The organism is Paraburkholderia sediminicola (assembly GCF_046030555.1).
Lineage (GTDB): Bacteria > Pseudomonadota > Gammaproteobacteria > Burkholderiales > Burkholderiaceae > Paraburkholderia > Paraburkholderia sediminicola_E.
Genome location: NZ_JAQQCH010000007.1, coordinates 15,036 through 39,735, shown reverse-complemented (window position 1 = coordinate 39,735; position 24,700 = coordinate 15,036). Strand labels below are relative to the sequence as shown.

The window sequence follows — 24,700 nt, the reverse complement described above, 5'->3', positions numbered from 1 at the left end:
CATTGCTACAACGACGCTCGCGTCTGCATAAATGCGCGAATCAGATAACGGTATGAAAAATCCTTGGTTCTTTCCGGCGCCACACATGCCGAGAATAGGCGATTCCGTATTCAGCCTATCCTTCCATGTTCAGCCGACCGACCCGCCCCACCCTCCAGCGCGCCGCATTCCGCACATTACGCGCCGTCATGCTTCTTGCAGCACTGGGCACCAGTGCCGCCCACGCCGACACAACGCTCGACCGGATTCATCAGCGGCACAAGATCGTCATCGGCGTAATCCTGTCGGGGCCGCCGTTCGGCTCGCTGGACCCGGCCACCCAGAAACCGCTCGGCTTTAATATCGATCTCGCGAACGACGTCGCCAGGCGCCTCGGTGTGGATGTAGAACTGACGCCAGTCCAGCCGTCGAATCGCGTGCAGTTCCTGCAACAAGGCAAGGTCGACGCCCTGATCGCCAACATGGAAGTCACGAAGGAGCGCGCGGAGATCTTCTCCTACCCGCCCACGCCGTTCGAGGAAATCGGCGGCGCCCTCATCACCCGCAAGGACAGCGGCATCAAAACGTGGAACGATGTGCGCGGCAAGCCCGTCTGCGTTTCGCAAGGCAGCAACTATACGAAGCCACTCGCCGAAGAATATGGCGCACAGGTGAAGGCATTTCGCGGCCAGCCAGAGTCGCTGCTCGCGCTGCGCGGCAATAATTGCGTCGCCGCGGTCCACGTCGCGCCGACTTTGCGCCTGCTGGTTGCGCGTAATCCGGACTGGAAGGACTACACCATCCCGGTATCGAACGAGCTGATTCCGTCGCCGTCCGTGATCTGGGTTCGCAAGGGCGAGACGGACACGCAAAGCGCGCTCGAAAAAATCGTGCAGGACTGGCATCGCAGCGGCTGGCCGATCGACACCGAGAAAAAGAACGGCATGCAGCCTTCGCAAGCGGTGCTCGATCTGCATGCGAAGTACAAGGCGCAAGGTGCATGAGCGCGCCGACTGAAGTGTTATCGCATGCCGCTGCGGCAGCGGTGAATGCGATCAGCAAGATCGGTCTGAACTACAGTTTCGTGCTCGCGCCTGACGAACTCGCGTCGTTCCTGCACGGCATGCTGGTCACGCTCGAACTGTCGCTTGTCACGATAATTGGCAGCCTTATCGCCGGCATTGCGCTAGCGGCGCTGCTCACTTCGCCGCGTCCGGCACTCGCGCGCCCCGCTCGCGTGTTCGTCGAAATCACACGCAATACGCCGACGCTCGTGCAGCTTTTCTGTGCCTTTCTGGTGATCAACATGCTGATCAGCGAGGCACTGCGCAATCTGGGCGGCAATCCGCTGACGCCGTTCATCTGGAGCGCGATCGTGATTTCACTGCACAAAGGCGCGTTTCATGCCGAAGCGCTGCGCGCCGGCATTGAAGCGGTGCCGCGCGCCACGCTCGAAGCGGCGCAGTCGCTCGGTTTCAGCCGTCGCCAGCGCCTTTGGGGCGTGCAGTTGCCGCTCGCCCTGCGCTTTGCCATGCCCGCGCTCGTCAACAACATGGTCGATCTGGTGAAGATGACGACTGTCGCCTCGGCAATCGCCGTCGGCGACATCACGTATGCGTCGATCATGATCTGGACGCAGCGCGACAACGTGCTCGAATTGATGATCCTGGTTCTGTTGTTCTTCGGTCTGCTGACCTTCGCGATCAATCGCGCGGGACGCTGGCTTGAAGTCCGCCTGAGGATGCCCGGCTATGGCCACTGAATCCATCACGGTACCCGCGCGGGACGGGCGGTACCGTTCCCTCCTCGCCCTGGCCAGTGTGGTCGGCTTCGCCGCCCTGCTGGCTTTGGCCGAACACGAGATCGTTCATGGTCCACGCTATTTAGCGCTTGCCGCGCTCATCACGTGGGCACCGGCGCTCGGCAAGTCTCTGTGGGTCAACATCGAAATCAGCCTGCTTGCCATCGCGCTCGGCACACTCATCGGCCTCGCGCTCGGCCCCTTGCTGCTGTCGCCAGTTCGGGGCATTCGCCTGATTACCCGCAGCTATGTGCAGGTATTTCGAAATGCCCCATTGCTCGTGCTGATCTATTTTTCGACCTACGTGTTTCCATTCGAAATCGCACTCGGCCAACATATCGTGCCGTTTCCCGACTGGTTCAAGGTCACGCTCGGCCTCGCGCTGCCCGCCAGCGCCAACTTCGCCGAGATCTTCCGCGGCGCGATCCAGTCGATCCCTCATGCGCAGTGGGACGCCGCACGTTCGCTTGCATTCAGCCGAACCCAGGTGTTCCGTTGGATCATCCTGCCGCAATGCGTGAAGCGGATGTTGCCGCCATGGATGAACCTTTACGCCAGCATCACGATGGCAACCGCGCTGGCGTCGCTAGTGGGCGTACGCGATCTGCTGGACACCGCGCAGGTTGCGAGCAATACCGTGGCGCGCGCGGATTTCACGGTCCTCGTCTATTTCACTGTGCCCGGCTTGTTCTTCGCTTACTGCTACCCGATCGCGCGCTTCACCCGCCTTCTTGAGAAACGCTATGCTTTCAGCTGATGTCTCGCTCGCCCCTGCAGCCGCTACTGCAGCCGCTGCAGCAGCCGTGCGCCCACTGGTCCGGTTGCGCGACGTGCATCTTTCATTCGGCTCGACACCGGTGCTCAAGGGTATCGACCTCGAGGTGTTCCGCGGACAAGCCGTGTCGATCATCGGGCCGTCCGGGTCAGGCAAGTCGACGATTCTGCGCTGCATGACCGGACTGTTGCGTCCACAACAAGGCGAGATCGAAGTCGACGGTACCCGTGTCGACCGGCTTGCCTCGGAACGCGATGAGATCGAATTGCGCAAGCGCGTCGGTTTCGTATTCCAGCAATACAACCTGTTTCCGCATCTGAGCGTATTGGACAATCTGGTGGTGGCGCCAGTGCGCATTCTGGGCCGCGACAAGGCCGGCGCCACCCGCACCGCTTACGATCTCCTGAAGAAAGTGCGCCTCGCGGACAAGGCCCATGCGTACCCGGGTGAACTGTCCGGCGGTCAGCAACAGCGCGTGGCGATTGCACGCGCACTCGCGATGCAGCCGGATCTGATCCTCTTCGACGAGGTGACCTCGGCCCTCGACCCGGAGACCGTAGGCGAAGTCCTGACCGTGATCCGCGATCTGGTGAAAGACGGAATGACCTGCGTGCTCGTTACGCACGAGATGCGTTTTGCCGAAGAAGTAAGCGACACGGTGTATTTCACCGAGGCCGGCGTGATTGTCGAACACGGCCCAGCTAACGCGCTGTTCCGCGCGCCGGTCAGTCCGCGTACACGCGAGTTTCTGGCACATACCCAGTCTGCGCCGGAGGCCGCACGCGCGGCCCCGGCTCGCGCGCCGCTACAACTGGATCTGCGCCACTTCGCGATCTAGGCAGGCTAGTACGACGCAGCTGGCGATACGAGCTTGAACGACGCGGCGTCTGCCCCGCAGACGCCGCGTTTTACTTTCCGTGCTTCAGTTTCCGTGCTTCACTGCCCCGCATACCGGCTCACGGGCCGCTGCAAACCGAGATGATCGCGCAATGTGGTGCCGCTATATTCGGTGCGGAATAACCCGCGCCGCTGCAATTCCGGCACAACGAGTTCGACAAAGTTGTCGAGACCGCCGGGGAAATATGGCGGCATGATATTGAAGCCGTCGGCCGCCTCGCCCGTGAACCACTCCTCGAGCGCATCCGCCACCTGCGTCGGTGTGCCCCATACGATGCGGTGCCCACGCGCGCCGGCCACCAGGTAATACAGCTCGCGCAAGGTCAGATTCTCGCGGCGAGCAAGATCAGTCAGCAGTTTGGCGCGGCTCTTCAACTGATCGGATTCAGGCAGCTCCGGCAACGGACCATCGAGCGGATACTTCGACACGTCATGCCCGAGCCGGTCGGATAGCAGTGACAATGCGCCCGATGTATCGGTCCACTCCTGCAACTGCGCGTATTTGTCTTTCGCTTCCTGCTCGGTTCTGCCGATCACAGGAAACACGCCCGGCATCACGTGAAGCTGTTCGCCTTCACGGCCGAACTTCGGCAGCCGGCCTTTCAGATCGCGATAGAAAACCTGTGCTTCTTCTATCGTCTGCTGCGCGGTGAACACCACTTCCGCCGTGCGCGCGGCCAGGTCCTGACCTGGCCCGGACGAGCCAGCCTGAATCACCACGGGATGTCCTTGTGGCGGGCGCGACGCATTCAATGGGCCTTTGACGGAGAAAAACTGCCCCTTGTGGTCCAGCGTATGAACCCTGGCGGGATCGAAGTAGAGGCCACGCGCTTTGTCCTTGAGAACCGCGTCGTCATCCCAGCTGTCCCACAGTCCCTTGACGACGTCGACGAATTCGCCCGCCATTTCATAGCGCAACGCGTGATCCGGGTGATTGCCACGCGTAAAATTCGCGGCCGTGCGATCGTACGACGTCGTCACGACGTTCCAGGCCGCACGTCCGCTGCTCAGATGATCCAGCGAAGCAAACGCGCGCGCAACGTGATATGGCTCGCCATACGTGGTCGAGGCCGTAGCGGCGAGACCGATGTGGCGCGTGCCCATGGCGAGCGCGGACAGCAAGCACAACGGTTCGAGCCGCATCGCCATCGACGGATGCGCGTCGGGGCCGCTAGTAAGGCCGTCGGCCAGAAAAACCATGTCGAACTTCGCGCGCTCGGCGGTCTGCGTGATGCGTTGCATCAGCGCCAGATTCTCGCTGCCTGCCTGCGCGTCAGGATGCCGCCAACCGGCGACATGGTGTCCCGCGCCCTGAATGAAGAGCCCGAGACGCATCTGCCTGCGGGTGCTGCTGTTATTCGTGCTCATACGTGGATCTGTGCGAAGACATTGAAAAGTGAAGCGAGGTCGGCGGTGCTCTGCATCGTGTCGATATGCGCCGGAATGAAAGCGAGGCGTTCGTCGTGGCCGGTGGCGTCCGCGAACTTCGCGTGCAGATCTTCCGCGCGATAGAGACGATCGGTCTTATGACTCAGCACCGTGCCGTTACGCAATACGATCTCCACGGTCGAGAAACGGGTAGCGGGATCGGTCGAGGCGCGCGCCGCGGTTTCATCGTGACGGCTCGCCACGCGTCGCGCGAGCGCGATCAGGTCGTCGCGCACGGGCACATCGGCAAAGGTGGCGAGGCCGGGCGAGCCATCCGTCAGCGCGGCCGCAACCGCGTAGGCGACGCTGAAACGCGCTTCGAGACCGGTGGAAGGTAAATCTCTGGACAGTGGCGTATCGCCGCCGGGCGGAAACGTTACCGTCACTTCGCCGATGTCATCGGGCGTAAGACGGTACGTGTCGCGCAACGTCAATGCGGCATGCACGGCGTAGTGCGTCGCGGTACAGCACGCCCACGGTTTGAAGTACAGGCCCGGCACCGTGATTTGCCAGGGTGCGCCCCACGCTTCGAGCACGCGTTCGGGTTGTGCGGCGCCGCCGCTGAACACGGCGAAAAAACCGATGGGTCCGTCCAACGCCTCGGGTGAACCCTGTAATCCTGCCGCCGCGAGCTCAGCGGCGAACACCCCGGCGCGTGCCGCGAGCCCGGCATGCAGGGGTTTCGCTTCGCTGCCGAACTGCAGACGTAGGCCGGCGGACTGCGTGGCGGCAAGACCCAACGCGTTCTCAACGGACGCCGCATCGAGCTTCAGCAGATAAGACGCAGCGGCGGCCGCGCCAGGCGCGCCCAACGTCGCGGTGTTATGAAACCCCTGCTCGTAATGCCGGCTGCCGAGTGCGAGACCGAGGCGCGCCATCGTTTCCACCCCTACTACATAGGCGTCGAGCAAATCGAGCGCGCTGCTGCCTCGTGTCTGCGCCAGCGCGAACAGTGCTGGCAGCAATACCGTCGCGGGATGGCCTCTTACGCTGCTGTGCACGTCGTCGTAGTCGAGCGCGTGCCCGGCATAACCGTTGAGCAAGGCAGCCTGCTGGGCCGATGCTCGAGCGGCGCTGCCGATCACCGATGCTTCGCCTCGTGAGTCATTGGCGCTGACCGTCAGGAGTTTTTGATAGCCGCTGTCGCTCGCACCGGCAAACGCGGCAGCGAGGAAATCGAGAATGCCGCGTCTGGCTGCGGCTATCGCGCTGGCGTCCCGGGAAGGCGATGCTTGCGTGATCGCGACGGCCAGCCGTCGCGTAATGCCGGCGGCCTGCTGGCCGACGCTGTGAGCATAAGGGCTTGGCATGTCGAAGGCGTGAGAGCGGTGAAATCGCATTGGGCAATGCGTTGCCTGCACCTCGCGCGACGACAGTCAAAAGATGCGCCGACTAAAGAGGCAGGACAACGACCCAAACGCCGCATGCTAACGAAACGCCTCGTCACAAACAAACAAGAATTCACGCTTTCGATATAGCATATTCTGCGATGCTGCAGCAGACGCCCGCCCCCCCCTGCCTGTTAGCGCAACCCGTCACTCAAAAGAACAACAGCGCGCGCAGTTCAATGCTTCGGCGCGGCGGCGCATCGGCCGGCGAAGTGGGGTCGTCGAATGCCGTATGGGCCGTCAGACGCGCGATTCCGTCGCCCGCCGAATCGTAAATCTTCAGCAGCAGGAATTCGTCGGGCGACATGTGCGGAAAGTAGTACCAACGGTGCCGCGGATTGAAGACCAACGCATACGTCTCGCCGACCTTGTCGGGATAAACCAGGTCCGATGCGACCAGGTCGTTGAGCGTAATACTGCGCGAATCGCACAACGCGAGCGGCGACGATTGCACCGTTTCTCCAATGGGACGCCACAGGTTGACGATCGCCACGCGGCCTTGCAGCAAACGCTCCGCTTCATCTGCCGGCAGATGATCGCGCACCCGCCGTGGCCCCGACACAAACGTCTGGTCGTTATGGATGTACTTGACCGGTTCTCTTACGCCCCGGGCGCGCTCAGGATTGCCGTCACGCAGCGTGTGATCGAACACGGCCACCCGGCGCGCGCCGGCGGCCTGTTTCAGAAGCTGTTCTGCTTCCCGATAGTAGACAGATTCGATCTTCTCCGGATCCGAGAAATCGCTTAATGCGCTAGCGTGCCGATGCAGTTCGAAGCCGTTACGATCGAGCGACAACACGCCAGGTGGCGGTGCGACGCGTGCATTTGAAATGCTCACCCGATGCGGCTGATACACGCCGCTACGCTTCGGCACGCCCGGCGGCGGTTCGTATTGGTACGAGACAGGCTTCTCGCCGGTGAACTCGAGGTAGTTCAATTCCGCCTGGACCGCCACAGCGGACACCGGTGTGTCGATGACGATATCGCTCATGTTCACGTCCTCATCACGTTAAAACGATTCGTTGTCAAAGCTGCGCACGGTGCCTGTGTACAGGCCGCCGCAACCCCAGGTTCTCGCGCAACGTGCGGCCTTCATAGTCCTCGCGGAATAGTCCGCGTCGCCGCAGCTCAGGCACCACCAGTTCGACGAAATCGGTTAAACCATCCGGCAGTACCGGTGGCATCACGTTGAAGCCGTCCGCGCCATGATTCACGAAGCGCTCTTCGAGTTGATCGACGATCTGGGCTGCGGTGCCGACGAGTTGCCAATGGCCGCGCGCGCCCGCAACCCGCAAATACAGCTGACGGATCGTGAGGTTCTCGCGGCGAGCCAGTTCGAGCGTCAACAACTGGCGACTCTTGCTCGCATTCGTCTCCGGCAGCTCCGGGATCGGGCCGTCGAGTGGATAATCCGAGAGATCGAACCCACCGGTCAGTCCGGATACCAGTGCAAGCCCAACCTTCGGATCGACGAGCGACTGCAACTGCTCGAACTTCTCCCTCGCCTCGCTTTCGGTTCGGCCGACAATCGGGAACACGCCGGGCATGATCTTCAGATCGTCCGGATCACGGCCATAGGTCTGCATACGCCCCTTCACGTCCGCGTAAAAATCGATCGCGTCCTGCAGCGTTTGCTGCGCCGTGAAAATCACCTCGGCCGTTCTGGCAGCCAGGTCCCGCCCTGCTTCGGACGACCCGGCCTGCACGACGACCGGATGCCCCTGCGGGGAGCGGGCAACGTTCAGCGGCCCCTTGACCTGAAAGAAACGCCCCTTGTGATTCAGCACATGCCGTTTGACGGGGTCGAAGAAACGCCCTTCAGCCTTGTTGCGAACGAATGCGTCGTCTTCCCAGCTGTCCCAGAGACCCTCTGTGACTTCCGCAAACTCGGTGGCACGCGCGTAGCGCTCGGCGTGATCGAAATGCCTGTCGCGGTTGAAATTCTTCGCTTCGTGCTCGCTCGACGAGGTGACCAGATTCCAACCGGCACGCCCTCCGCTAATGTGATCGAGCGACGCGAATTTGCGGGCAATGTGATACGGCTCGTTGAAACTCGTCGAGGCCGTGCCGACCAGACCGATGCGCTCAGTCACCGCCGCGAGCGCTGAAAGCAACGTAATCGGCTCGAACTGCGCTACGTAGCTGTGCGCCGTGCGGCTGAGAAAGTCGACGTTGTCGCCGCGGGTACCCACACCGTCGGCGAGAAAAATCAGATCGAACTTCGCGGCCTCGGCCGCTTGCGCGAGCCGGACATAGTGACGGAAGTTAACACCGGCGTCCGCCTGTGCCTCGGGATGCCGCCACGCCGCAATATGGTGTCCGGCAGGATAGAGAAAAGCGCCGAGGCGCAGGTGCCCGCTACGTTTGCTCATGGAAGTTCGCGATGGAAAATTGACGGGTAGATCCCGCACTGCGTCGATCGGCCAGCTGAACGGATTGAGTGGGCCCGGTACTAAACGGGTCGACGTTAGCGCGCTGCGTGGCGCGCGGCAACCAAGCAAAACTCATAACCTTATGAGCCTCGACCGGCGCGCGTGGCGCCCAAGGGAAGCGGCCGCAACCGCGTAGCGTAAGCGCTGCTTTGCCCGGCCCCGCTGCAAACCCGGCACCCGGGTTTGCGCTACCTGTCGAACGCATCGTGAAATAAGCCGACTTAATAGCCAATTTTCGGTTCGGCTATCTCACACAGAAAAAAACCGGTTCTCAGGCCGTGGCAATCCGAGATTTTCGCGCAGCGTTGCCCCTTCGTATTCGCGTCGGAACAAGCCGCGCTTTTGCAACTCGGGAATGACCTTGTCAACGAAGTCGTCGAGACCGCCGGGCAAATACGGGAACATCACGTTGAACCCGTCCGAGCCCTCTTCCACCAACCATTGCTCCATCTGATCGGCGATCATCTTCGCCGTGCCCACCATTTCGAGTCCCGAGTATCCGCCAATGCGCTGAGCGAGCTGGCGAATCGTCAACCCGTCGCGCTGCGCCCATTCGACCACCCGTTGCCACGCGGTGCGGCTCGCATTGGTCTCGGGGATCTCGGGCAGTGGGCCGTCCGGATCGAGGCCGGACACGTCGTGCCCCAATGCTATCGACAATGACGCGATTCCACTCTCGTAGTGAACGAATGTGTCGAGCCGCGCGCGGGTTTCCAGCGCCTCTTCCAACGTATCGCCGACGACCACAAAAGCGGCCGGAAGTATCTTCATGTGATCGCGTTGGCGTCCGAGTTTTTCCATGCGGCCCTTCACATCGGCATAGAAACGCTTGCCGTCAGCCAGCAGGCTTTGCGCGGTGAACACCACCTCCGCGGTTTCGGCCGCAATCTGGCGCCCTGCTTCCGACGAACCGGCCTGCACGATGACGGGCCATCCCTGAATGGGGCGCGCAATATTCAACGGACCACGCACCGAGAAGTTCTCGCTCTTATAGTTCAGCACATGCAGTTTTTGTGGATCGAAGAATGTGCCGCTTTCAACATCGCGAATAAACGCATCGTCAGCCCAACTGTCCCAGAGCCCGGTGACCACATCGAAGAACTCGCGGGCACGCCGGTATCGCTCGTCGTGTTCGACATGCTCGTCAAGACCGAAATTGAGCGCGGCATCGGGATTTGACGTCGTGACGAGATTCCATCCCGCGCGGCCACCGCTGATATGGTCGAGCGAGGCAAAACGCCTGGCTACGTGATAAGGCGCGTCAAACGTGGTCGACGCGGTTGCGATGAGCCCCAGCCTTTCAGTGACCGCAGCCAGCGCAGGCAGCAGCGTCAGCGGTTCGAACGACGTCACCGTGTGGCTATGCTTGAGCGCATCGAGCGGCATGTTGAGGACCGCGAGGTGGTCGGCCATGAAGAACGCGTCAAAGCGGCCGCGCTCGAGCGTCTGCGCGAAGCGCTTCAGATGGCTGAAATTGAAATTGGCGTCTGGGTACGCGCCGGGATAGCGCCATGCGCCGGTATGAATCGTCGTGGGACGCATGAAAGCGCCGAGGCGAAGCTGACGTGACATGTGGCGAGGCTCCATCGCAAAGGTCAAAGCAGTTTAATCGTCCTTCGCCGACGCTGCTTGCCCCCCACTCGCTACACCCACCTGTCGAGCCCGATGCGCCGGGGCGCCCGCGCCAACCGACACGCCGAAAGCTTTCCCGCAGAAAAGCAAAGCACAAAATCTTCGTTCGCGCGTCAAGGCTCCATCACTAGACTGTGACTCAACTTGTCATAACAAGTACAGAAAACCCCCAATCATGCTGAAACCCGACTCTGCCAACGTGCTTCCTCTGTCCGCGCCTCCGCTCTACGAGCAGATAAAGACGGCGTTGCGCTCACGTATTCTCGATGGCACGTATGCGGCCCATTCCCAGATGCCGTCTGAAAACGACCTCTGTGCGATGTTCAACGTCAGCCGCATCACCGTTCGGCAAGCGCTCGGCGATCTGCAAAAGGAAGGTCTTGTTTTCAAACTGCACGGCAAGGGTACTTTCGTCTCCAAGCCGAAAGCCTTCCAGAATGTCAGCGCGCTGCAAGGCTTTGCCGAAGCGATGTCGTCGATGGGATATGAAATCGTCAACCAGCTCAAACATATCCACTTCATTCCGGCCACCGCACACGTCGCCGATCGCCTCAAGTTGTCCGAAGGCGCGAAAGTTGCCGAAATCCATCGTGTGCGGATGCTCAATCGTGAGCCAGTCTCGCTCGAAATCACCTGGGTTCCGGAAGCCTTAGGCAAACGCCTCGCCAACGCGGACCTCGTCACGCGCGACATCTTTCTCATTCTCGAGAACGACTGCGCGGTGCCGCTCGGCCACGCCGACGTCTCCATCGACGCGATTCTCGCCGACGATGAAATCGTCGAAGCACTGAACGTTGAAGAAGGCAGCCCGGTACTTCGCATCGAGCGTCTGACGCATAGTGCGGACGGTACGCCGATCGATTACGAATATCTCTATTTCCGCGGCGACGCGTTTCAGTACCGCTTTCGCATCGACCGTCAGAAAGAGAAGAAGACCACAAGGAAGTCGAAATGAATACGCACGTGATCGAGTACGACCTGGTGGTCGTGGGTGGCGGCACGGCCGGTCCGATGGCTGCCGTCAAGGCAAAGGAACAGAATCCAGATCTGAAGGTTCTGCTGCTGGAAAAGGCCAACGTCAAACGCAGCGGCGCGATTTCGATGGGCATGGACGGTCTGAATAACGCCATCATTCCCGGCCATGCGACGCCCGAGCAGTACACCAGGGAAATTACCATTGCCAACGATGGCATTGTCGATCAGGCAGCCGTCTACGCCTACGCACAGCACAGCTTCAAGACCATCGAAGAACTCGACCGCTGGGGTGTGAAGTTCGAAAAAGACGGCACGGGCGACTATGCGGTCAAGAAAGTGCATCACATGGGTTCCTATGTTCTACCGATGCCGGAAGGCCATGACATCAAGAAAGTACTCTACCGGCAGCTCAAACGCGCGCGCATTGCAATCACCAATCGCATCGTCGTCACACGCGTTCTGACTGACGCGCAAGGGCGCGCCTGTGGCGTGCTGGGCTTCGATTGCCGTACAGCGGATTTTTACGTGGTGCGCGCCAAGGCGGTGATTCTTTGCTGCGGAGCGGCGGGACGTCTCGGTTTGCCGTCCTCGGGATATCTGATGGGGACCTACGAGAACCCAACTAACGCCGGCGATGGCTACGCGATGGCCTATCACGCGGGCGCCGCGCTAGCGAACCTCGAATGCTTCCAGATCAATCCGCTGATCAAGGACTACAACGGTCCTGCATGTGCCTACGTGACCGGCCCTCTCGGCGGCTTCACCGCAAACGGCAAGGGCGAACGCTTCATCGAATGCGATTACTGGAGTGGCCAGATGATGTGGGAGTTCTATCAGGAACTCCAAAGCGGCAACGGGCCCGTGTTTCTGAAGCTCAACCATCTCGCCGAAGAAACCATTCAAACCATCGAGCAGATTCTGCACACGAATGAACGCCCGAGCCGCGGACGATTTCATGCGGGACGCGGCACGGATTACCGGCAGCAGATGATCGAAATGCACATCTCGGAGATCGGGTTTTGCAGTGGCCACAGCGCGTCCGGGGTCTACGTGAACGAGCGCGCGGAGACCACGATTGCCGGTCTTTATGCGGCCGGCGACATGGCTGCGGTGCCGCACAACTACATGCTGGGCGCATTCACCTATGGCTGGTTCGCGGGTCAGAACGCGGCGCAATACGTCGAGGGTCGTGAGCATGCAGCGCTCGATAACGCGCAGGTGGACGCTGAGCGGACACGGATCTATGCACCGCTCGAACGGGAAACGGGGCTTGCGCCGGCCCAAGTCGAATACAAGCTGCGCCGCATGGTGAATGACTATCTCCAACCGCCGAAGGTCACGCGCAAGATGGAAATCGGCCTGCAACGTTTCGCTGAAATTGCCGCCGATATCGACCAGATCAAGGCCGACAATCCGCACGAACTGATGCGCGCCGCGGAAGTGCGGGCGATTCGCGACTGCGCCGAAATGGCGGCGCACGCTTCGCTGTATCGCACGGAGAGCCGTTGGGGTCTGTACCACCATCGCGTCGATTTCCCACAGCGCAACGACGCGGAGTGGTTTTGCCACACGCATCTGAAGAAAGACGCAGCGGGCCACATGGTCAGCGAAAAGCGCGCCGTTGAACCGTACGTGGTGCCACTCGACAACCGGGAAAGTCAGGCCTATCAGAACCTGCGAATCGGTGAGCCCGCGCTCGCGGACATCTAAGGAACCACGGAGCCACAGAGTCACTATGTCTACGACACCGCACAACATTTTCCAGCGCAGCGCAGCGCCAGTCACGATCGACGAAGACAAATGCATCGCCGACAAGGGCTGCACGGTCTGCGTGGATGTATGCCCTCTCGACCTGCTCGCGATCGACCTGACCAAGGGCAAGGCCTATATGAAATTCGACGAATGCTGGTACTGCATGCCGTGCGAGAAAGATTGCCCAACCGATGCGGTCAGGGTCGACATTCCTTATCTGCTGCGCTAGTAGCGAGCCATCCAGACTAAAGCGCTGCTTCCCTATCAATCCGGGTTTAACTCATGACCGACATTTCGCTTCCGCTTACGTTCGACCCCGATTCACTCGATCCGGAAGCCGCCGAACTCCTGCCGAGGTTGGCGTCCACGGACGCCGCCGTGCGCCGCATCGCCCTCCTCGCGCTCGCCGACCTCGAAGACGAAACCGTGCTCGGACCGATTGTCGCCACCTTGCGCAGCGACACGTCATCAGACGTGCGTGCTCAAGCCGCCGAGGTGCTCGGTGCGTGGGAGCGCGCCGACTCGGTCGAGGCACTGTGCGAAGCACTGGCGGATCGTGCGGAGGATGTGCGCGACGCGGCCGCGCAGAGTCTGTCCAATCTGAAAAGTCCCGATTCGGGACCGCTGCTCGCGCCGTGGACCACACATTGCGATCCGTTCGTGCGCCAGGCTGCGCTTCGTGGTCTGCGCGAATTACGCTACGCGGGCGCACTGCAACCCGCGCTAACCGCGCTGGCGGCAAGCGAAGATGTCGTGCGACTCGAAGCAGTCAGTGTGCTCGGCTGGTTGAAGAGCGAGCACGCACTGGGCCCTCTTACTGCTGTCGCCGCACACGATCCGAACGCCGCCGTGCGGCGCGCGGCAATCGGCGCCTTAGGTATCGGAGCAGCAGCAACCGAAGAAACCGTCGCCGCGCTATTGAGCGCCTTACGCGATGCCGCGTGGCAAGTCCGTGAAGAAGCGGCGGCCACGCTCGGCAAACTGCGCGTCTCGGGCGCGCAGGACGCACTGATCGCGGCACTTGACGACGACTACTGGCAAGTCCGTTTGCAGGCGGTCCGCGCCCTGGGCAAACTCGGTAATGCAAACGCAAACGCAACCGCGAGCACGGCGGTCGCCGCGCTGCTCACGCATGCAATCAGCAACCTGCGCAAGGAAGCGGCATTGTCGCTTGGCGAGCTGGGCGACGCAGCGTCGTTGCCCGCCTTGCACGCAGCCGCGGCCGATGCCGATGCCGATCCGGAAGTACGCAAGGCCGCACGTATAGCGTTGACGCAAATTGAAAGAGCGCAATGATGAACACGCCCGAACACGTGACGATTCATGCCGCGACGGGGCGACTGTCCGTGACGTGGCGTGATGGCCAAACGCAGTGGATCGACAACGCCACGCTCAGAGAACGGTGTCCTTGTTCAACATGCCGTCGCTTGACGCATACGGGCAAGGCGGCGCGAATCGAGCCGCACGTCGCGATTGTCGACATGCAGCCGATGGGCTACGGCGTGCAGATCGCGTTCAGCGACGGACACGCGCAGGGCATCTATCCGTGGGACTATCTGGCGGGGATTGCCTGAATGCAGGCGTAGGAAGGCGGCGGCTGTAATAAACAGCCGCCGCTTTTCGTTAGCGTCGTGAAGACAGCCGCCGCACCACCGACACCAGCGCATCGACTTCATCGCAGGTGTTGTAGAACGCGAGGGACGGCCTCACCGTGGCTTCGACGCCGAAGCGCCGCAGGATCGGCTGCGCGCAATGATGCCCCGAGCGCACGGCGATGCCCTCTTCGTTCAGCGCCTGCCCCACTTCCTCGGTCTCGTAGCCCTTCAACACGAAAGACAACACGCTGGCTTTATCGCGCGCCGTGCCGATCAGCCGCACACCCGGCACCGGCTGCAACACGCTCGTCGCATAAGCCAGCAGATCGTGTTCATAGCGCGCGATATTCTCAATGCCCACCCGCTGAACGTAATCGATCGCCGCACCGAGACCCACGGCATCGGCGATATTGCCCGTGCCGGCTTCGAAGCGATTCGGCGGCGGTTGGAACACGGTGCGCTCGAACGTGACGTCCGCGATCATGTTGCCGCCACCCTGCCAGGGCGGCATATCTTCCAGAATCGCGCGCTTGCCGTAGACCACGCCGATGCCGGTCGGCCCAAACACTTTGTGGCCCGAGAACACGAAGAAATCAGCATCGAGCGCCTGTACGTCCACACGCATGTGCGACACCGATTGCGCGCCGTCGACCAATGCCTTCGCTCCCGCGCGATGCGCCAGCTCGATGATCTCCTTGACCGGCACCACCGTTCCTAGCGCGTTCGACACTTGCGTGACCGACACGATCTTCGTCCGGTCATTGAGAAGCCGCCGGTATTCATCGAGCAATACCTGGCCGCTGTCGTCGACCGGAATCACGCGGAGCTTTGCGCCGGTTTGCGCGGCTAGCTGCTGCCACGGCACAATGTTCGCGTGGTGCTCCAGGTGCGAGACGATGATCTCGTCGCCCTCGCCGACATGCTTCACGCCCCACGTCTTCGCGATCAGGTTGATCGCTTCGGTGGTGCCGCGAACGAAGATGATTTCTTCTGGCGACGCCGCGCCGATGAAGCGCTGCACTTTGCTCCGTGCGGCTTCGTACGCGTCGGTGGCGCGGCCGGCCAGCGCATGGGCCGCCCGGTGAATGTTCGAGTTTTCGTGCGCGTAGAAATACGCCAGCCGGTCGATGACCGTCTGCGGTTTGTGCGTGGTCGCGGCATTGTCGAACCACACCAGCTGACGGCCGTTGACGCGCTCCTGCAGAATCGGAAAGTCGCGGCGAATCGCATTCACATCGAATGGCGGATGGGCCGACGGCCCGGCATGCGGCACGCTGTTAGTCGCACCGGGCGTCTGCCCAGGAAAACGCGACGCTTCATTCAGATGCAGAAAATAATGCGAGCCGCTGCCGTGTTCCGCCGGCGTCGTTCCCGGCGCCGCTTGCGACGCGGTTGCCCGGTCATACGGGAAACGTTGCTCCGCAAGCGGTTCATCAACACCTGGCAGACCGAGCGATTGCGCGCTCACGTCGTTCCAGCCTGGCACGACAATATCCGGCGCCGCCACACTCGAGGTCCGGGCTTGTCCCGTTTCACCCAGGAAATAATAAGGCGATGCGGACCCCGGCGAAACCGGCGACGCAGGCGACGCAGGCGATGCTCCGCCCGCAGACGGACGCTGTGCGCCATGCCCCTCAGGCACACCAAGCGCGGCCCCGCCAAAGCGCGGATCGAGCGCCGGCGCAACGGTCACCACGCTATCGGGCAACCCGTTCTGTGCGGCAGCATGGGGCGCAAGCGCGGGCGCCCGATTCCCCAGCGACAGGACGTGCGTAGGCGCCGAAGGCAGCAGGTTGCCGCCGGGCACATGTCCCTGCGGCAACGCTGCGCCAGGCACACCGGTACCCGCGCCACCCGGACCCGCGAGCGGCGAACCGGCCGGTGCCGGGTTGCTGATCTCGTTGAGTACAGGTGCCGTGAGCGGCAGCGTGCCGGCCACACCCGGCGTGCTGCCCGTCTGCGGCGCGTTACCCGGCAGCGCCGAGAAAAACGCATTGGCCAGCGACGCTAATGTCGCCGGATCAGGCAAACCCGCGGGCGGACCCGTCGGCACATCGTGCGGCAGGACGCTATCCATGTGCTTACTTGTAGGTGTCTGGGTAGTCATGGTACTTGCCGATCTCCACGTCATCGAGAACCGCCAGCGCGTCCGGCGAATGCACCGCGAGCGAGCAATAGAGCGAGATCAGATACGACGCGATCGCATGATTGTTGATGCCCATGAAGCGGACCGACAGACCCGGACCCTGTTCGCCGGCCACGCCCGGCTGGAACAGGCCGACTACGCCCTGACGCTTGTCGCCCACGCGCAGCAGCAGGATCTTGGTCTTGCCATCGGCAACCGGCACCTTGTCCGACGGAATCAGCGGAACGCCACGCCACGTCAGGAACTGCGAGCCGAACAGGCTGACGGTCGGCGGCGGCACGCCACGGCGCGTACATTCACGACCGAATGCGGCAATCGCGAGCGGATGCGTGAGGAAGAACGCCGGCTCTTTCCATACCTTGGTGAGCAATTCATCGAGATCGTCGGGCGTCGGCGCGCCGGTCAGCGGAAACACGCGCTGCTCTTCGGCCACGTTCGCGAGCAGGCCATAGTCAGGGTTGTTGATCAGCTGGCTTTCCTGCAACTCCTTGATCGTTTCGATCGTGAGCCGCAATTGTTCCTTGATCTGATCGTGCGGGCTGCTGTACAGATCCGAAATCCGCGTGTGCACGTCGAGCACCGTGCTGACCGCATTCAGGAAGTACTCGCGCGGTTGCTCTTCGTAGGGCACGAAGGTGCGCGGCAGAATGCTCTCATCTTCACGCGCGGTGCAGGCCGCCTTCACGGCTTCGGGATTCTTCACCTGGTTCAGGCGATAGATGCCCGCCTCGACCGGCAGCCATTGCAGCAGATGAGTGAGCCAGCGGGGCGTAATCGTAGCGAGCTGCGGAACGGTTTTGGTGGCATTGGCTAGTTGCCGTGCTGCGGTATCGCCGAGCGCCGTCAGGCCGCCCACTGTTGCTGTCATCTGTTGCTCCGGGTTTGATAGAAGAAAAACGGGAAAGCTTATGAACGAAAGTGATTATCGGAAGACGCCCCCAGCCGTTCAACATGCTATAGACGGCAATGAGGAGGTCTAACGGGCGGACGCCGGATCGATGAGAGCGGAACGCGAGAGTGCGGCCATGCTCACGTCGCCGGACGAATGGCCGAGCAGGCGTTCGACCGGCACGTTGAAAGCGCGGGCAAGCTTGTCGAGCGTGACAATCGACGCGATAGCGGAACCACGTTCGATCTCGCCGACATAAGACCGGTTGAGGCCGGCGTGCTCGGCTAATTGCTCCTGGGACCAGCCGGACGCCTCACGAAAACGCCGCACCGCGGCGCCGAAGTCCCTGACGAGCACGCTCATCGCGCCGCTCCGGCCACGGCGGGCTCCGCGGCGGCAGCCTCGCGCGGCGTACGATCGCGGAGCGCGGCGGCGGGGGTGCCTTCGTTGCGCGACACGGCCTGCGTCACATGCGAACCTGGCGCGACATCTTGCGTGAGCCACACATTGCCGCCGATCACCGAGCCCTGCCCGAGCGTGACGCGTCCAAGAATGGTGGCGCCCGCGTAAATCACGACGTCGTCTTCGACGATCGGATGACGGGCATGGCCTTTTTCCAGATGTCCCTGCGCGTCGCGCGGAAAACGCTTCGCGCCGAGCGTAACGGCCTGATAGACCCGCACGCGCTCGCCGATGATGGCCGTTTCGCCGATCACCACACCCGTCCCATGATCGATGAAAAAACCCGCGCCGATCCGTGCTCCGGGATGAAGGTCGATACCGGTCTGCGCATGCGCGAGCTCGGCGATAATTCGCGCCAGCAGCGGCAGCCCCAGCCCATAAAGCTCATGCGCCAGCCGATGGTGGATCATCGCCAGCACGCCGGGGTAGCACAGCAAGACCTCATCCACACTGCCCGCCGCAGGGTCCCCGTGAAACGCAGCTAATACGTCGCTGTCGAGCAGGCTGCGAATTGCCGGCAGCCGCGCCGCGAAAGCGCGCACGGCGATGCCGGCCTGAGCCTCGATCGTGGCGGCGGGCGGCGGTTGATGACGGCTGCGGTAATGAAGTTCCAGACGCGCCTGACTCAACAAGGCATGCAGCGCGGCGTCGAGCGCGTGCCCGACATAGAAGTTTTCGCTTTCCTGACGCAGATCGGGCGGCCCGAGCCGCATTGGAAAAAGCACGCCCTTCAGCGTGTCGATGACCTCCGAGAGCGCTTCGCGCCCCGGTAATTCGCGCCCGCCCGGCTCGAGCGAGCGCTTCTGCACTTCGCGCCATTGCTGGCGGACCGTCTGAAGCGCGTGGACAATTTCATCGACATCAAACACAGCCACAGCGGTTTCTCCCCGTAAAGTGCAGCGTTGACGATCAGGCTGTCAGTCCTGAATCCACGGCAGCCCATGAAAACGCCAACCATTGCTGGCGCCGCGCCGTTGCGCACCGTCCAGCTCCCCTTCAAAACCTTCCAGAACGTTGAATACCTGCGTGAAGCCGGCTTTCGCCGCGGCCTCGGCGGCCAGCGCCGAGCGGTTGCCGCTGCGGCATAGCAACAGCACGACGGCATCCTTGCCGGTTTTCGCTTCCAGTTCACGCACGAAACGCGGATTGCGCGTCAGGCTGGTGCCCGTCGCCCATGCGACATGCAGACTGTCCGGCACGAGTCCGACGAATTTGCGTTCTTCGGCAGTGCGCACATCCACCAGCACGGCGTTGCCGGCCTGGACGAGCGCCCACGCATCCTGCGGTGACAGGCCGCCGGCGTACGGCAGACCGGCTTCGGCGGCGGCCGAACGGGCAGCTTCGAGCAGCGCGTAAGTGGGTCGTTCTGCGAGTTCAAGCGTCATGATGTCTCCTTCGATATCGCGCGATTCACTACGCGCGGGTCCAAGCCATCTGCGATTGCAACCGCCTATAGCCATCAGGAGACACTATGAAAGAGAGCCAGCCGAAGCCGAACCAATTAATTGTGATTTCTAAAGAAGCATCGGTTCGGACGCTCCGGCTTTCAACCAACCGGCTGCGCCTGCTCGCCGCGGATGTGCCGCATCACCGCCGACCCGCGGATTATTCCGGCGGAATCTTGAGCGGCACGACAAACATGCCTGCGGTGTATTCCATGTGGAAATAGCCGCAGCGCGCATAAGTGGCAATGCGTTCGAGCTGCTCGGGCGATTGGGGGGTATAGGTGGCGACAGCCGTCTTGCATGAGGATTGCTCAGACAAAACGAGCGCGCGTTTTGACAGTTGCTTCTGCAGACTTCGCACTGGATGCCGAAGTCCACCCCAGATAAGCGTCGCTGAAAGTGCGGCCATACGGCCTCCGTCGATTCATTGCGATACGAATGAATCTAGCGACCTGGATACAGAATCGCAAACAAACTTTTATGGATTGGTTTTCGGAGAACGGATCAAACCGTAATCAGTGTTTGCGCTTAAGCATCAAGGCGATGCAGTTTGTGGCGTTGGCGCGGGGTCTTCGGGAGGCTGGCGGCGACGCCGCGACTGCGCGGGTGTGAGGACGAATGGAACGGTATCAAAGCCGCATCAGCTCATCTTTCATCCACTCGTGGACGGCTCGCCCCAGCTCCTGCTGTGACAGGTCCCGAGGAGAGAATGCCGGGCCGACAACCACACGAATTTGTCCGCGGCCGCTGGGCCAGCCTTTCGCCGGCCAGACTTTGCCCGCGTTGAGAACCACAGGAACAGCGGGCACGCCAGTCGCGCAAGCCAGTCGAACGCCACCCGACGTCATCCTCAACGGGGCATCGTGTGGCACCCGGGTCCCCTCCGGGAAAATGACGATGACATCCCCCTTCGCCAACCTCTCAGCGCTTTCCTGCGTCACAGCCTGATGAGCCTGTCGAGCGGAGCCGCGGTTCAGGCTAACCATGTCAAGGCCACGCAGCACCCATCCAAAAAAAGGAATGCGAAGAAGCTCGTCCTTGAAAACAAAACTGATGCGCCGTGGAAAGAGCGCAAGAAATGCGAGTGTCTCCCAGGTCGATTCGTGACGGCACAGTAGTATTGCTGGCCCTTCAGGAATATGTTCAAGCCCTTCAATCGAACATGAAACTCCCGGCAGCCAGCGCATCATCGCCACCAGTGCACGACACCATTGTTTTGCCAACCAGTATCGTCCAGCCCTGCCGACGAAAGGGAACAGGAGCAGTATGGCCATTGAATATAGTGTCCCGCTACCGAGAACGTAGACGATGAACAGCCATTTGGTGAAAGTCGAACGCATCGGGGCCTGATTCAGATTGGTTTGCGGTGGAAATTTCACCGTTGACACGTGAGACCATGCCGCGAGAGATGCGTTCGCCAGACCAGAGAAAGCGAACCTCCATCGACCTTCTGCGGGCAGGACAAGGCGTGGATGGTTTAGCCGGAAAAGGGCTTGCGGGGATGAAACGGACGCGTTGGCAGACCCGGCTCGCGATGCCGGGCAGGACAAGCGCTTCCTCACAAGCCTACGCCGGCGAAAATATCACTGCCCCAACGTCAGCGATGTGAGTGAAGCTTCGAACGAACCGGTACGTCTGGTCGCCGACCATTATCCGGTTTAAGCCGGCGTGAGTCAGTTCGAGAATCTCATCCGCCACGCCCGCCGCGATGGTTCCGTGAGCCGTCAACTCGTTGTCCTCGTCCGCTGGGTCGCCGATGTAGACAGCACAGACGTCTGTACCGTGGCGCATCATGACGACGCATTCTCCCTCGTCCAACGAAAGCTCGAGATATCCAACCAGCGTCAGCAGCGACCCAGGTGTTTGTGCCTGCGGGTCGTAAGCCAAACCAGAATCGGCAGCCATATTGCCGTCCCCCATCAAATGCGTTGGTCCTGAAAAGGAAGTTCGCCCCTGGCGGGACGATGACTCCACTATAGCCCCCCGTGTTCGGATGCGGGACATATTGGAAGGTCCGGGTTAGGACCGCAACACGCCTTTCAGGCGCCACAGTCCAGTTGCTGCCAGCACACCGAGCCAGCATCTCAATCCAATTCTGCCGGCGCGCTATCTGGGCCGAGCTGCTGCCGTGCCTTTTTCCAGTATTCCTGGGAACATCCGTCGGGACTTCCTTCTTTCTTTGGGGATCCCTATGCTGAGGAGGTCTACGACGCGTAGGCTGCACTTCCCCCGACGCACCAATGACTGCGCAAGCGTATGCTGCTGTAAATCATCAGGAGACGATCATGAGCCTTGCTGGCAAGACACTATTCATGTCCGGTGGCAGTCGCGGCATCGGACTCGCGATCGCACTCAGAGCCGCACGCGACGGCGCGAATATCGTGATTTGTGCAAAGACCGCAGAGCCAGACTCGCGTCTCGAGGGTACGATTCACACGGCGGCTGCAGCTGTTGAAGCTGCTGGCGGCAAGGCGCTTCCGCTTGTTGTGGATATCCGCGACGAAGAACGCGTGAAAGCGGCAGTTGCCGAGGCCGTTGGTGTATTCGGTGGCATTGACATCCTCGTGAACAATGCCAGCGCCATTCGACTGACTGGCACGCTAGACACCCCCGTCAAACGGTACGACCTCATGCATGGGGTCAATGGCAGAGGCACGTTCGTATGCGCGCAAGCGTGCCTGCCTCACCTCCTCGATTCGTCGAACCCACACATCCTCACGCTGTCACCACCACTGGTCAGCGACGCGAAATGGTTTAGCGATTTTCCGGCATACAGCATTGCCAAATACACGATGAGCCTGTTCACACTCGCGCTTGCCGGAGAGTTCAAAGACCGGGGTGTCGCAGTCAATTCGCTATGGCCTCGAACAGCTATCGCGACCGCGGCTGTGCGAAATGAGATTGGCGGTAAGGACATGATTGCAGCGTGTCGCAAGCCCGAGATAGTCGCCGATGCGGCCCACTATATCCTGACGCGCCCAGCCAGGGAGTGCTCGGGAAACTTCTTCCTCGACGACGAAGTTCTACTGGCAGCCGGCGTGCGCGACTTTGCACAGTACGACGTGCAGGCTGGGGCTGCATTGCAAGCGGATTTCTTTGTGGAAGCGTTGCCGGGCATGTTGCCGGCAGACAATATGACGAAGCGTGCATCCCGCAACCCACTCCGCTAAAAAGTTTGCGTGTGCGGATACGGATGCAGTCACACACGCTGGAATTGCTAACTTCGCTCATACGTAGCAGCTCCAGTCCCTGTTGAATCCGGAGGAACCGTGAGTCGAACCGAAACAGCTTTAATTGTGGGCGCAGGAAAGGGATTGAGTGCTTCGCTCGCGCGACTGTTCGCGACAGAGGGCATGCAGGTTGCGCTCGCTGCCCGCGATACCCGCAAGCTGACGCACCTCGTCGACGAGACGGGCGCTCTGCCCATACGTTGCGACGCCAGTCAACCGGACGATGTCACCGCACTTTTTAACCGCGTAGAGGATGCATTCGGCACGCCCGACCTCGTTGTATACAACGCGAGTGGTCGCTACCGCGCGGCGGTCGAAGACATCGACCCGGAGAAACTTGAGGATGCGCTTAAAGTGACCGCTGTCGGTGGTTTTCTTGTAGCCCAGGCCGCAGCCATTCGAATGCTGGCGCACGGCAACGGCACTATCCTCCTGACCGGCGCGACTGCGAGTGTGAAGGGGCTGCCTGGTTCCACGCCATTCGCGATGGGCAAATTCGCTCTGCGGGGGATGGCCCAATGTATGGCGCGCGAACTCGCGCCAAAAAATATTCATGTCGCGCATTTCGTCATCGACGGCGGCATCGCGAGTAGCCGTCCTCAACCGGACGATGCCGGCAATGACGACAAATGGTTGGACCCGGACGCTATCGCTACCGAATACCTCCATATCCATCGCCAGCATCGTAGTGCGTGGACATGGGAGGTTGAGCTGCGACCTTGGATAGAAAAGTTTTAGCGCGTCTTTCGACTGCAGTTCAGTCTTTCGTGTCCGCCACCCTGCTCTCTCGAGATTTTCATGGCGACGATTTGTGTGTATGGCGCCGGGTCGGTCGGCTGTTATATCGGTGGCAGGCTGCTGGCCGCGGGAAGCGAAGTCAGCTTGGTCGGGCGCGCGCGGGCGGGCAGTGAATTGCGCGAGCATGGTCTCGCGCTGTCCGACTATCGCGCGGGACATTGGCATGTGCCACCGTCCCGCATTCATTATTCGACCAATGCGGCGGCAGCCGCGACAGCGGACCTCGTGCTGGTGACAGTGAAGTCGGCGGGCACACCCGTGGCGGCGGCAGAGCTGGCGACGGTGCTCCGCCCGGACGCCCTCGTGGTCAGCTTCCAGAATGGCTTGGGCAATGCCGATATCCTGCGTGCCGCATTGCCTCGGCATACTGTTCTGGCCGGCATGGTGCCATTCAATGTCGTGGGCAACGGACGAGGCGTCTTCCACCAGGGATCGACAGGTGATCTGGCTGTTCAGACGGCCCCGGCTTTACTGCCGTTTGTCGCCGACTTTCGCGATGCCGGCTTACCCCTCGCTCTGCATCCGGACATCCTGCAGGTGCAATGGGCGAAACTCCTGCTCAACCTCAACAACGCGATCAACGCACTCGCGAACCGGCCGCTCAAGGAAGAGCTGTCACAACGTGCCTATCGGCACTGCCTTGCTCTCGCGCAAAGCGAAGCGCTCTCCCTACTCGCCCAATCCGGCATACGGCCGGCCAGGCTAACGTCATTGCCCGCCAACTGGATCCCGCGTCTTCTGAACACACCCGATGCCCTGTTCGAACGACTTGCCAGGAAGATGCTGGAAATCGATCCGTTAGCGCGCTCTTCAATGTCCGATGACCTGGCGGCAGGACGCGTGACGGAAATTGACTGGATCAACGGCGAAGTGCTGCGTCTGGCCGAACGCCGCGGACGGCGCGCGCCGGTGAATGCGCGTCTGTGCGCGCTGGTGCGCGAGGCTGAGCAGAGTGCAGTTCGGCCGGCGTGGTCGGGAGAAGCGTTGCTGAAGGAGCTGCTTGCGGCCAGGAACGATCGGACTGCCCTCTCTCCTGGGCAGGCATGAGGTTGAACTGTCCTGCTCGGCCGAGGCAA

The 24,700-nt window shown here is 61.5% G+C and carries 25 protein-coding genes and 1 pseudogene; 13 read left to right on the top strand and 13 right to left on the bottom strand.

What is annotated here, in order from left to right:
- Positions 1 to 125 precede the first annotated feature (125 nt).
- Genes PQQ52_RS12505 through PQQ52_RS12490 form a run of 4 tightly spaced genes read left to right on the top strand, consistent with a single transcriptional unit; the run spans position 126 to position 3,393 of the window.
- The gene (locus PQQ52_RS12505) at positions 126 to 983 is read left to right on the top strand and encodes a transporter substrate-binding domain-containing protein (protein ID WP_408211143.1); all 858 of its coding nucleotides are present in this window, start codon (positions 126 to 128) and stop codon (positions 981 to 983) included.
- Entirely contained in the window at positions 980 to 1,741 is a 762-nt protein-coding gene (locus tag PQQ52_RS12500; protein ID WP_408211141.1) for an amino acid ABC transporter permease, read from the top strand. Before PQQ52_RS12505 ends, PQQ52_RS12500 begins: the two co-directional genes overlap by 4 nt.
- Positions 1,731 to 2,537, top strand: coding sequence for an amino acid ABC transporter permease (locus tag PQQ52_RS12495; protein ID WP_408211138.1), 807 nt, complete (start codon positions 1,731 to 1,733; stop codon positions 2,535 to 2,537). Before PQQ52_RS12500 ends, PQQ52_RS12495 begins: the two co-directional genes overlap by 11 nt.
- On the top strand, positions 2,524 to 3,393 hold the full coding sequence (locus PQQ52_RS12490) for an amino acid ABC transporter ATP-binding protein (protein ID WP_408211136.1): 870 nt from the start codon (positions 2,524 to 2,526) through the stop codon (positions 3,391 to 3,393). The genes PQQ52_RS12495 and PQQ52_RS12490 overlap by 14 nt, the downstream gene beginning before the upstream one ends.
- A gap of 98 nt (positions 3,394 to 3,491) precedes the next feature.
- Here PQQ52_RS12490 and PQQ52_RS12485 read toward each other — a convergent pair whose 3' ends face one another.
- The 5 genes from PQQ52_RS12485 to PQQ52_RS12465 form a co-directional block, all read right to left on the bottom strand.
- Complete coding sequence (locus PQQ52_RS12485) at positions 3,492 to 4,820, bottom strand: LLM class flavin-dependent oxidoreductase (RefSeq protein WP_408211134.1); 1,329 nt, start codon at positions 4,818 to 4,820, stop codon at positions 3,492 to 3,494.
- Entirely contained in the window at positions 4,817 to 6,190 is a 1,374-nt protein-coding gene (locus PQQ52_RS12480) for an MmgE/PrpD family protein (protein ID WP_408211131.1), read from the bottom strand. The genes PQQ52_RS12485 and PQQ52_RS12480 overlap by 4 nt, the downstream gene beginning before the upstream one ends.
- 229 nt (positions 6,191 to 6,419) lie before the next feature.
- A complete protein-coding gene (locus tag PQQ52_RS12475) occupies positions 6,420 to 7,259 on the bottom strand; it encodes a CmcJ/NvfI family oxidoreductase (protein ID WP_408211128.1) in 840 nt (279 codons plus the stop codon).
- 34 nt (positions 7,260 to 7,293) lie between these two features.
- The gene (locus PQQ52_RS12470; protein WP_408211126.1) at positions 7,294 to 8,640 is read right to left on the bottom strand and encodes an LLM class flavin-dependent oxidoreductase; all 1,347 of its coding nucleotides are present in this window, start codon (positions 8,638 to 8,640) and stop codon (positions 7,294 to 7,296) included.
- Positions 8,641 to 8,949: 309 nt separating this feature from the next.
- Positions 8,950 to 10,272 carry an LLM class flavin-dependent oxidoreductase gene (locus PQQ52_RS12465; RefSeq protein ID WP_408211123.1) on the bottom strand — a complete coding sequence of 441 codons (1,323 nt, stop codon included), beginning with the start codon at positions 10,270 to 10,272 and terminating at the stop codon, positions 8,950 to 8,952.
- A 235-nt stretch (positions 10,273 to 10,507) separates the two neighbouring features.
- On the opposite strand from PQQ52_RS12465, the gene PQQ52_RS12460 reads away from it, so the two are divergent.
- From PQQ52_RS12460 to PQQ52_RS12440, 5 genes are read left to right on the top strand one after another with little or no spacing between them, the layout of a single operon-like run.
- The gene (locus tag PQQ52_RS12460; protein WP_408211120.1) at positions 10,508 to 11,287 is read left to right on the top strand and encodes a GntR family transcriptional regulator; all 780 of its coding nucleotides are present in this window, start codon (positions 10,508 to 10,510) and stop codon (positions 11,285 to 11,287) included.
- Positions 11,284 to 13,017: a fumarate reductase/succinate dehydrogenase flavoprotein subunit gene (locus PQQ52_RS12455; protein ID WP_408211117.1), complete on the top strand. Its 1,734-nt coding sequence runs from the start codon at positions 11,284 to 11,286 to the stop codon at positions 13,015 to 13,017. Before PQQ52_RS12460 ends, PQQ52_RS12455 begins: the two co-directional genes overlap by 4 nt.
- 25 nt (positions 13,018 to 13,042) lie before the next feature.
- Positions 13,043 to 13,288 (top strand): 4Fe-4S dicluster domain-containing protein, encoded by a 246-nt coding sequence (locus PQQ52_RS12450; RefSeq protein WP_030102639.1) that lies wholly within the window; start codon positions 13,043 to 13,045, stop codon positions 13,286 to 13,288.
- A 53-nt stretch (positions 13,289 to 13,341) separates the two neighbouring features.
- A complete protein-coding gene (locus PQQ52_RS12445) occupies positions 13,342 to 14,355 on the top strand; it encodes a HEAT repeat domain-containing protein (RefSeq protein WP_408211114.1) in 1,014 nt (337 codons plus the stop codon).
- On the top strand, positions 14,352 to 14,633 hold the full coding sequence (locus PQQ52_RS12440; RefSeq protein WP_408211111.1) for a DUF971 domain-containing protein: 282 nt from the start codon (positions 14,352 to 14,354) through the stop codon (positions 14,631 to 14,633). Before PQQ52_RS12445 ends, PQQ52_RS12440 begins: the two co-directional genes overlap by 4 nt.
- A 49-nt stretch (positions 14,634 to 14,682) precedes the next feature.
- Here the strand turns inward: PQQ52_RS12440 and PQQ52_RS12435 are convergent, their stop codons facing one another.
- From PQQ52_RS12435 to PQQ52_RS12415, 5 genes are all read right to left on the bottom strand, one after another.
- Positions 14,683 to 16,761, bottom strand: coding sequence for a family 2A encapsulin nanocompartment cargo protein cysteine desulfurase (locus PQQ52_RS12435; protein WP_408211109.1), 2,079 nt, complete (start codon positions 16,759 to 16,761; stop codon positions 14,683 to 14,685).
- Entirely contained in the window at positions 16,736 to 17,668 is a 933-nt protein-coding gene (locus tag PQQ52_RS12430; protein WP_154560115.1) for a family 2A encapsulin nanocompartment shell protein, read from the bottom strand. Before PQQ52_RS12430 ends, PQQ52_RS12435 begins: the two co-directional genes overlap by 26 nt.
- Positions 17,669 to 17,776: 108 nt before the next feature.
- A complete protein-coding gene (locus tag PQQ52_RS12425) occupies positions 17,777 to 18,052 on the bottom strand; it encodes a helix-turn-helix domain-containing protein (RefSeq protein WP_408211106.1) in 276 nt (91 codons plus the stop codon).
- Positions 18,049 to 19,026 carry a serine O-acetyltransferase EpsC gene (gene epsC / locus PQQ52_RS12420; protein WP_408211103.1) on the bottom strand — a complete coding sequence of 326 codons (978 nt, stop codon included), beginning with the start codon at positions 19,024 to 19,026 and terminating at the stop codon, positions 18,049 to 18,051. The genes PQQ52_RS12425 and epsC overlap by 4 nt, the downstream gene beginning before the upstream one ends.
- A gap of 42 nt (positions 19,027 to 19,068) precedes the next feature.
- A complete protein-coding gene (locus PQQ52_RS12415) occupies positions 19,069 to 19,536 on the bottom strand; it encodes a rhodanese-like domain-containing protein (protein ID WP_408211100.1) in 468 nt (155 codons plus the stop codon).
- Between the two features lie 86 nt (positions 19,537 to 19,622).
- On the opposite strand from PQQ52_RS12415, the gene PQQ52_RS12410 reads away from it, so the two are divergent.
- The gene (locus tag PQQ52_RS12410) at positions 19,623 to 19,820 is read left to right on the top strand and encodes a hypothetical protein (RefSeq protein ID WP_408211097.1); all 198 of its coding nucleotides are present in this window, start codon (positions 19,623 to 19,625) and stop codon (positions 19,818 to 19,820) included.
- A 405-nt stretch (positions 19,821 to 20,225) separates the two neighbouring features.
- On the opposite strand, the gene PQQ52_RS12405 is transcribed toward PQQ52_RS12410, so the two are convergent.
- The 3 genes and pseudogenes from PQQ52_RS12405 to PQQ52_RS12395 all read right to left on the bottom strand — a co-directional run.
- Positions 20,226 to 20,936, bottom strand: coding sequence for a lysophospholipid acyltransferase family protein (locus tag PQQ52_RS12405; RefSeq protein ID WP_408211615.1), 711 nt, complete (start codon positions 20,934 to 20,936; stop codon positions 20,226 to 20,228).
- Positions 20,937 to 21,162: 226 nt separating this feature from the next.
- The gene (locus PQQ52_RS12400) at positions 21,163 to 21,501 is read right to left on the bottom strand and encodes a hypothetical protein (protein ID WP_408211094.1); all 339 of its coding nucleotides are present in this window, start codon (positions 21,499 to 21,501) and stop codon (positions 21,163 to 21,165) included.
- Between the two features lie 179 nt (positions 21,502 to 21,680).
- A pseudogene (locus tag PQQ52_RS12395) lies at positions 21,681 to 21,770 on the bottom strand (hypothetical protein); the annotation flags it as partial.
- Positions 21,771 to 21,881: 111 nt separating this feature from the next.
- Here PQQ52_RS12395 and PQQ52_RS12390 point away from each other — a divergent pair.
- The 3 genes from PQQ52_RS12390 (at position 21,882) to PQQ52_RS12380 (ending at position 24,671) form a co-directional block, all read left to right on the top strand.
- Positions 21,882 to 22,766 carry an SDR family oxidoreductase gene (locus PQQ52_RS12390; protein WP_408211091.1) on the top strand — a complete coding sequence of 295 codons (885 nt, stop codon included), beginning with the start codon at positions 21,882 to 21,884 and terminating at the stop codon, positions 22,764 to 22,766.
- A gap of 99 nt (positions 22,767 to 22,865) precedes the next feature.
- Positions 22,866 to 23,564 carry an SDR family NAD(P)-dependent oxidoreductase gene (locus PQQ52_RS12385; protein ID WP_408211089.1) on the top strand — a complete coding sequence of 233 codons (699 nt, stop codon included), beginning with the start codon at positions 22,866 to 22,868 and terminating at the stop codon, positions 23,562 to 23,564.
- Positions 23,565 to 23,624: 60 nt separating this feature from the next.
- Positions 23,625 to 24,671: a 2-dehydropantoate 2-reductase gene (locus PQQ52_RS12380; RefSeq protein WP_408211086.1), complete on the top strand. Its 1,047-nt coding sequence runs from the start codon at positions 23,625 to 23,627 to the stop codon at positions 24,669 to 24,671.
- Positions 24,672 to 24,700: the final 29 nt, after the last annotated feature.

What these genes read in the sequence shown, in the direction of transcription:
- PQQ52_RS12505 (WP_408211143.1), top strand. Translation starts at nt 126, where the DNA reads ATGTTCAGCCGACCGACCCGCCCCACCCTCCAGCGCGCCGCATTCCGC.
- PQQ52_RS12500 (WP_408211141.1), top strand. Translation starts at nt 980, where the DNA reads ATGAGCGCGCCGACTGAAGTGTTATCGCATGCCGCTGCGGCAGCGGTG.
- PQQ52_RS12495 (WP_408211138.1), top strand. Translation starts at nt 1,731, where the DNA reads ATGGCCACTGAATCCATCACGGTACCCGCGCGGGACGGGCGGTACCGT.
- PQQ52_RS12490 (WP_408211136.1), top strand. Translation starts at nt 2,524, where the DNA reads ATGCTTTCAGCTGATGTCTCGCTCGCCCCTGCAGCCGCTACTGCAGCC.
- PQQ52_RS12485 (WP_408211134.1), bottom strand. Translation starts at nt 4,820, where the DNA reads ATGAGCACGAATAACAGCAGCACCCGCAGGCAGATGCGTCTCGGGCTC.
- PQQ52_RS12480 (WP_408211131.1), bottom strand. Translation starts at nt 6,190, where the DNA reads ATGCCAAGCCCTTATGCTCACAGCGTCGGCCAGCAGGCCGCCGGCATT.
- PQQ52_RS12475 (WP_408211128.1), bottom strand. Translation starts at nt 7,259, where the DNA reads ATGAGCGATATCGTCATCGACACACCGGTGTCCGCTGTGGCGGTCCAG.
- PQQ52_RS12470 (WP_408211126.1), bottom strand. Translation starts at nt 8,640, where the DNA reads ATGAGCAAACGTAGCGGGCACCTGCGCCTCGGCGCTTTTCTCTATCCT.
- PQQ52_RS12465 (WP_408211123.1), bottom strand. Translation starts at nt 10,272, where the DNA reads ATGTCACGTCAGCTTCGCCTCGGCGCTTTCATGCGTCCCACGACGATT.
- PQQ52_RS12460 (WP_408211120.1), top strand. Translation starts at nt 10,508, where the DNA reads ATGCTGAAACCCGACTCTGCCAACGTGCTTCCTCTGTCCGCGCCTCCG.
- PQQ52_RS12455 (WP_408211117.1), top strand. Translation starts at nt 11,284, where the DNA reads ATGAATACGCACGTGATCGAGTACGACCTGGTGGTCGTGGGTGGCGGC.
- PQQ52_RS12450 (WP_030102639.1), top strand. Translation starts at nt 13,043, where the DNA reads ATGTCTACGACACCGCACAACATTTTCCAGCGCAGCGCAGCGCCAGTC.
- PQQ52_RS12445 (WP_408211114.1), top strand. Translation starts at nt 13,342, where the DNA reads ATGACCGACATTTCGCTTCCGCTTACGTTCGACCCCGATTCACTCGAT.
- PQQ52_RS12440 (WP_408211111.1), top strand. Translation starts at nt 14,352, where the DNA reads ATGATGAACACGCCCGAACACGTGACGATTCATGCCGCGACGGGGCGA.
- PQQ52_RS12435 (WP_408211109.1), bottom strand. Translation starts at nt 16,761, where the DNA reads ATGACTACCCAGACACCTACAAGTAAGCACATGGATAGCGTCCTGCCG.
- PQQ52_RS12430 (WP_154560115.1), bottom strand. Translation starts at nt 17,668, where the DNA reads ATGACAGCAACAGTGGGCGGCCTGACGGCGCTCGGCGATACCGCAGCA.
- PQQ52_RS12425 (WP_408211106.1), bottom strand. Translation starts at nt 18,052, where the DNA reads ATGAGCGTGCTCGTCAGGGACTTCGGCGCCGCGGTGCGGCGTTTTCGT.
- PQQ52_RS12415 (WP_408211100.1), bottom strand. Translation starts at nt 19,536, where the DNA reads ATGACGCTTGAACTCGCAGAACGACCCACTTACGCGCTGCTCGAAGCT.
- PQQ52_RS12410 (WP_408211097.1), top strand. Translation starts at nt 19,623, where the DNA reads ATGAAAGAGAGCCAGCCGAAGCCGAACCAATTAATTGTGATTTCTAAA.
- PQQ52_RS12405 (WP_408211615.1), bottom strand. Translation starts at nt 20,936, where the DNA reads ATGCGTTCGACTTTCACCAAATGGCTGTTCATCGTCTACGTTCTCGGT.
- PQQ52_RS12400 (WP_408211094.1), bottom strand. Translation starts at nt 21,501, where the DNA reads ATGGCTGCCGATTCTGGTTTGGCTTACGACCCGCAGGCACAAACACCT.
- PQQ52_RS12390 (WP_408211091.1), top strand. Translation starts at nt 21,882, where the DNA reads ATGAGCCTTGCTGGCAAGACACTATTCATGTCCGGTGGCAGTCGCGGC.
- PQQ52_RS12380 (WP_408211086.1), top strand. Translation starts at nt 23,625, where the DNA reads ATGGCGACGATTTGTGTGTATGGCGCCGGGTCGGTCGGCTGTTATATC.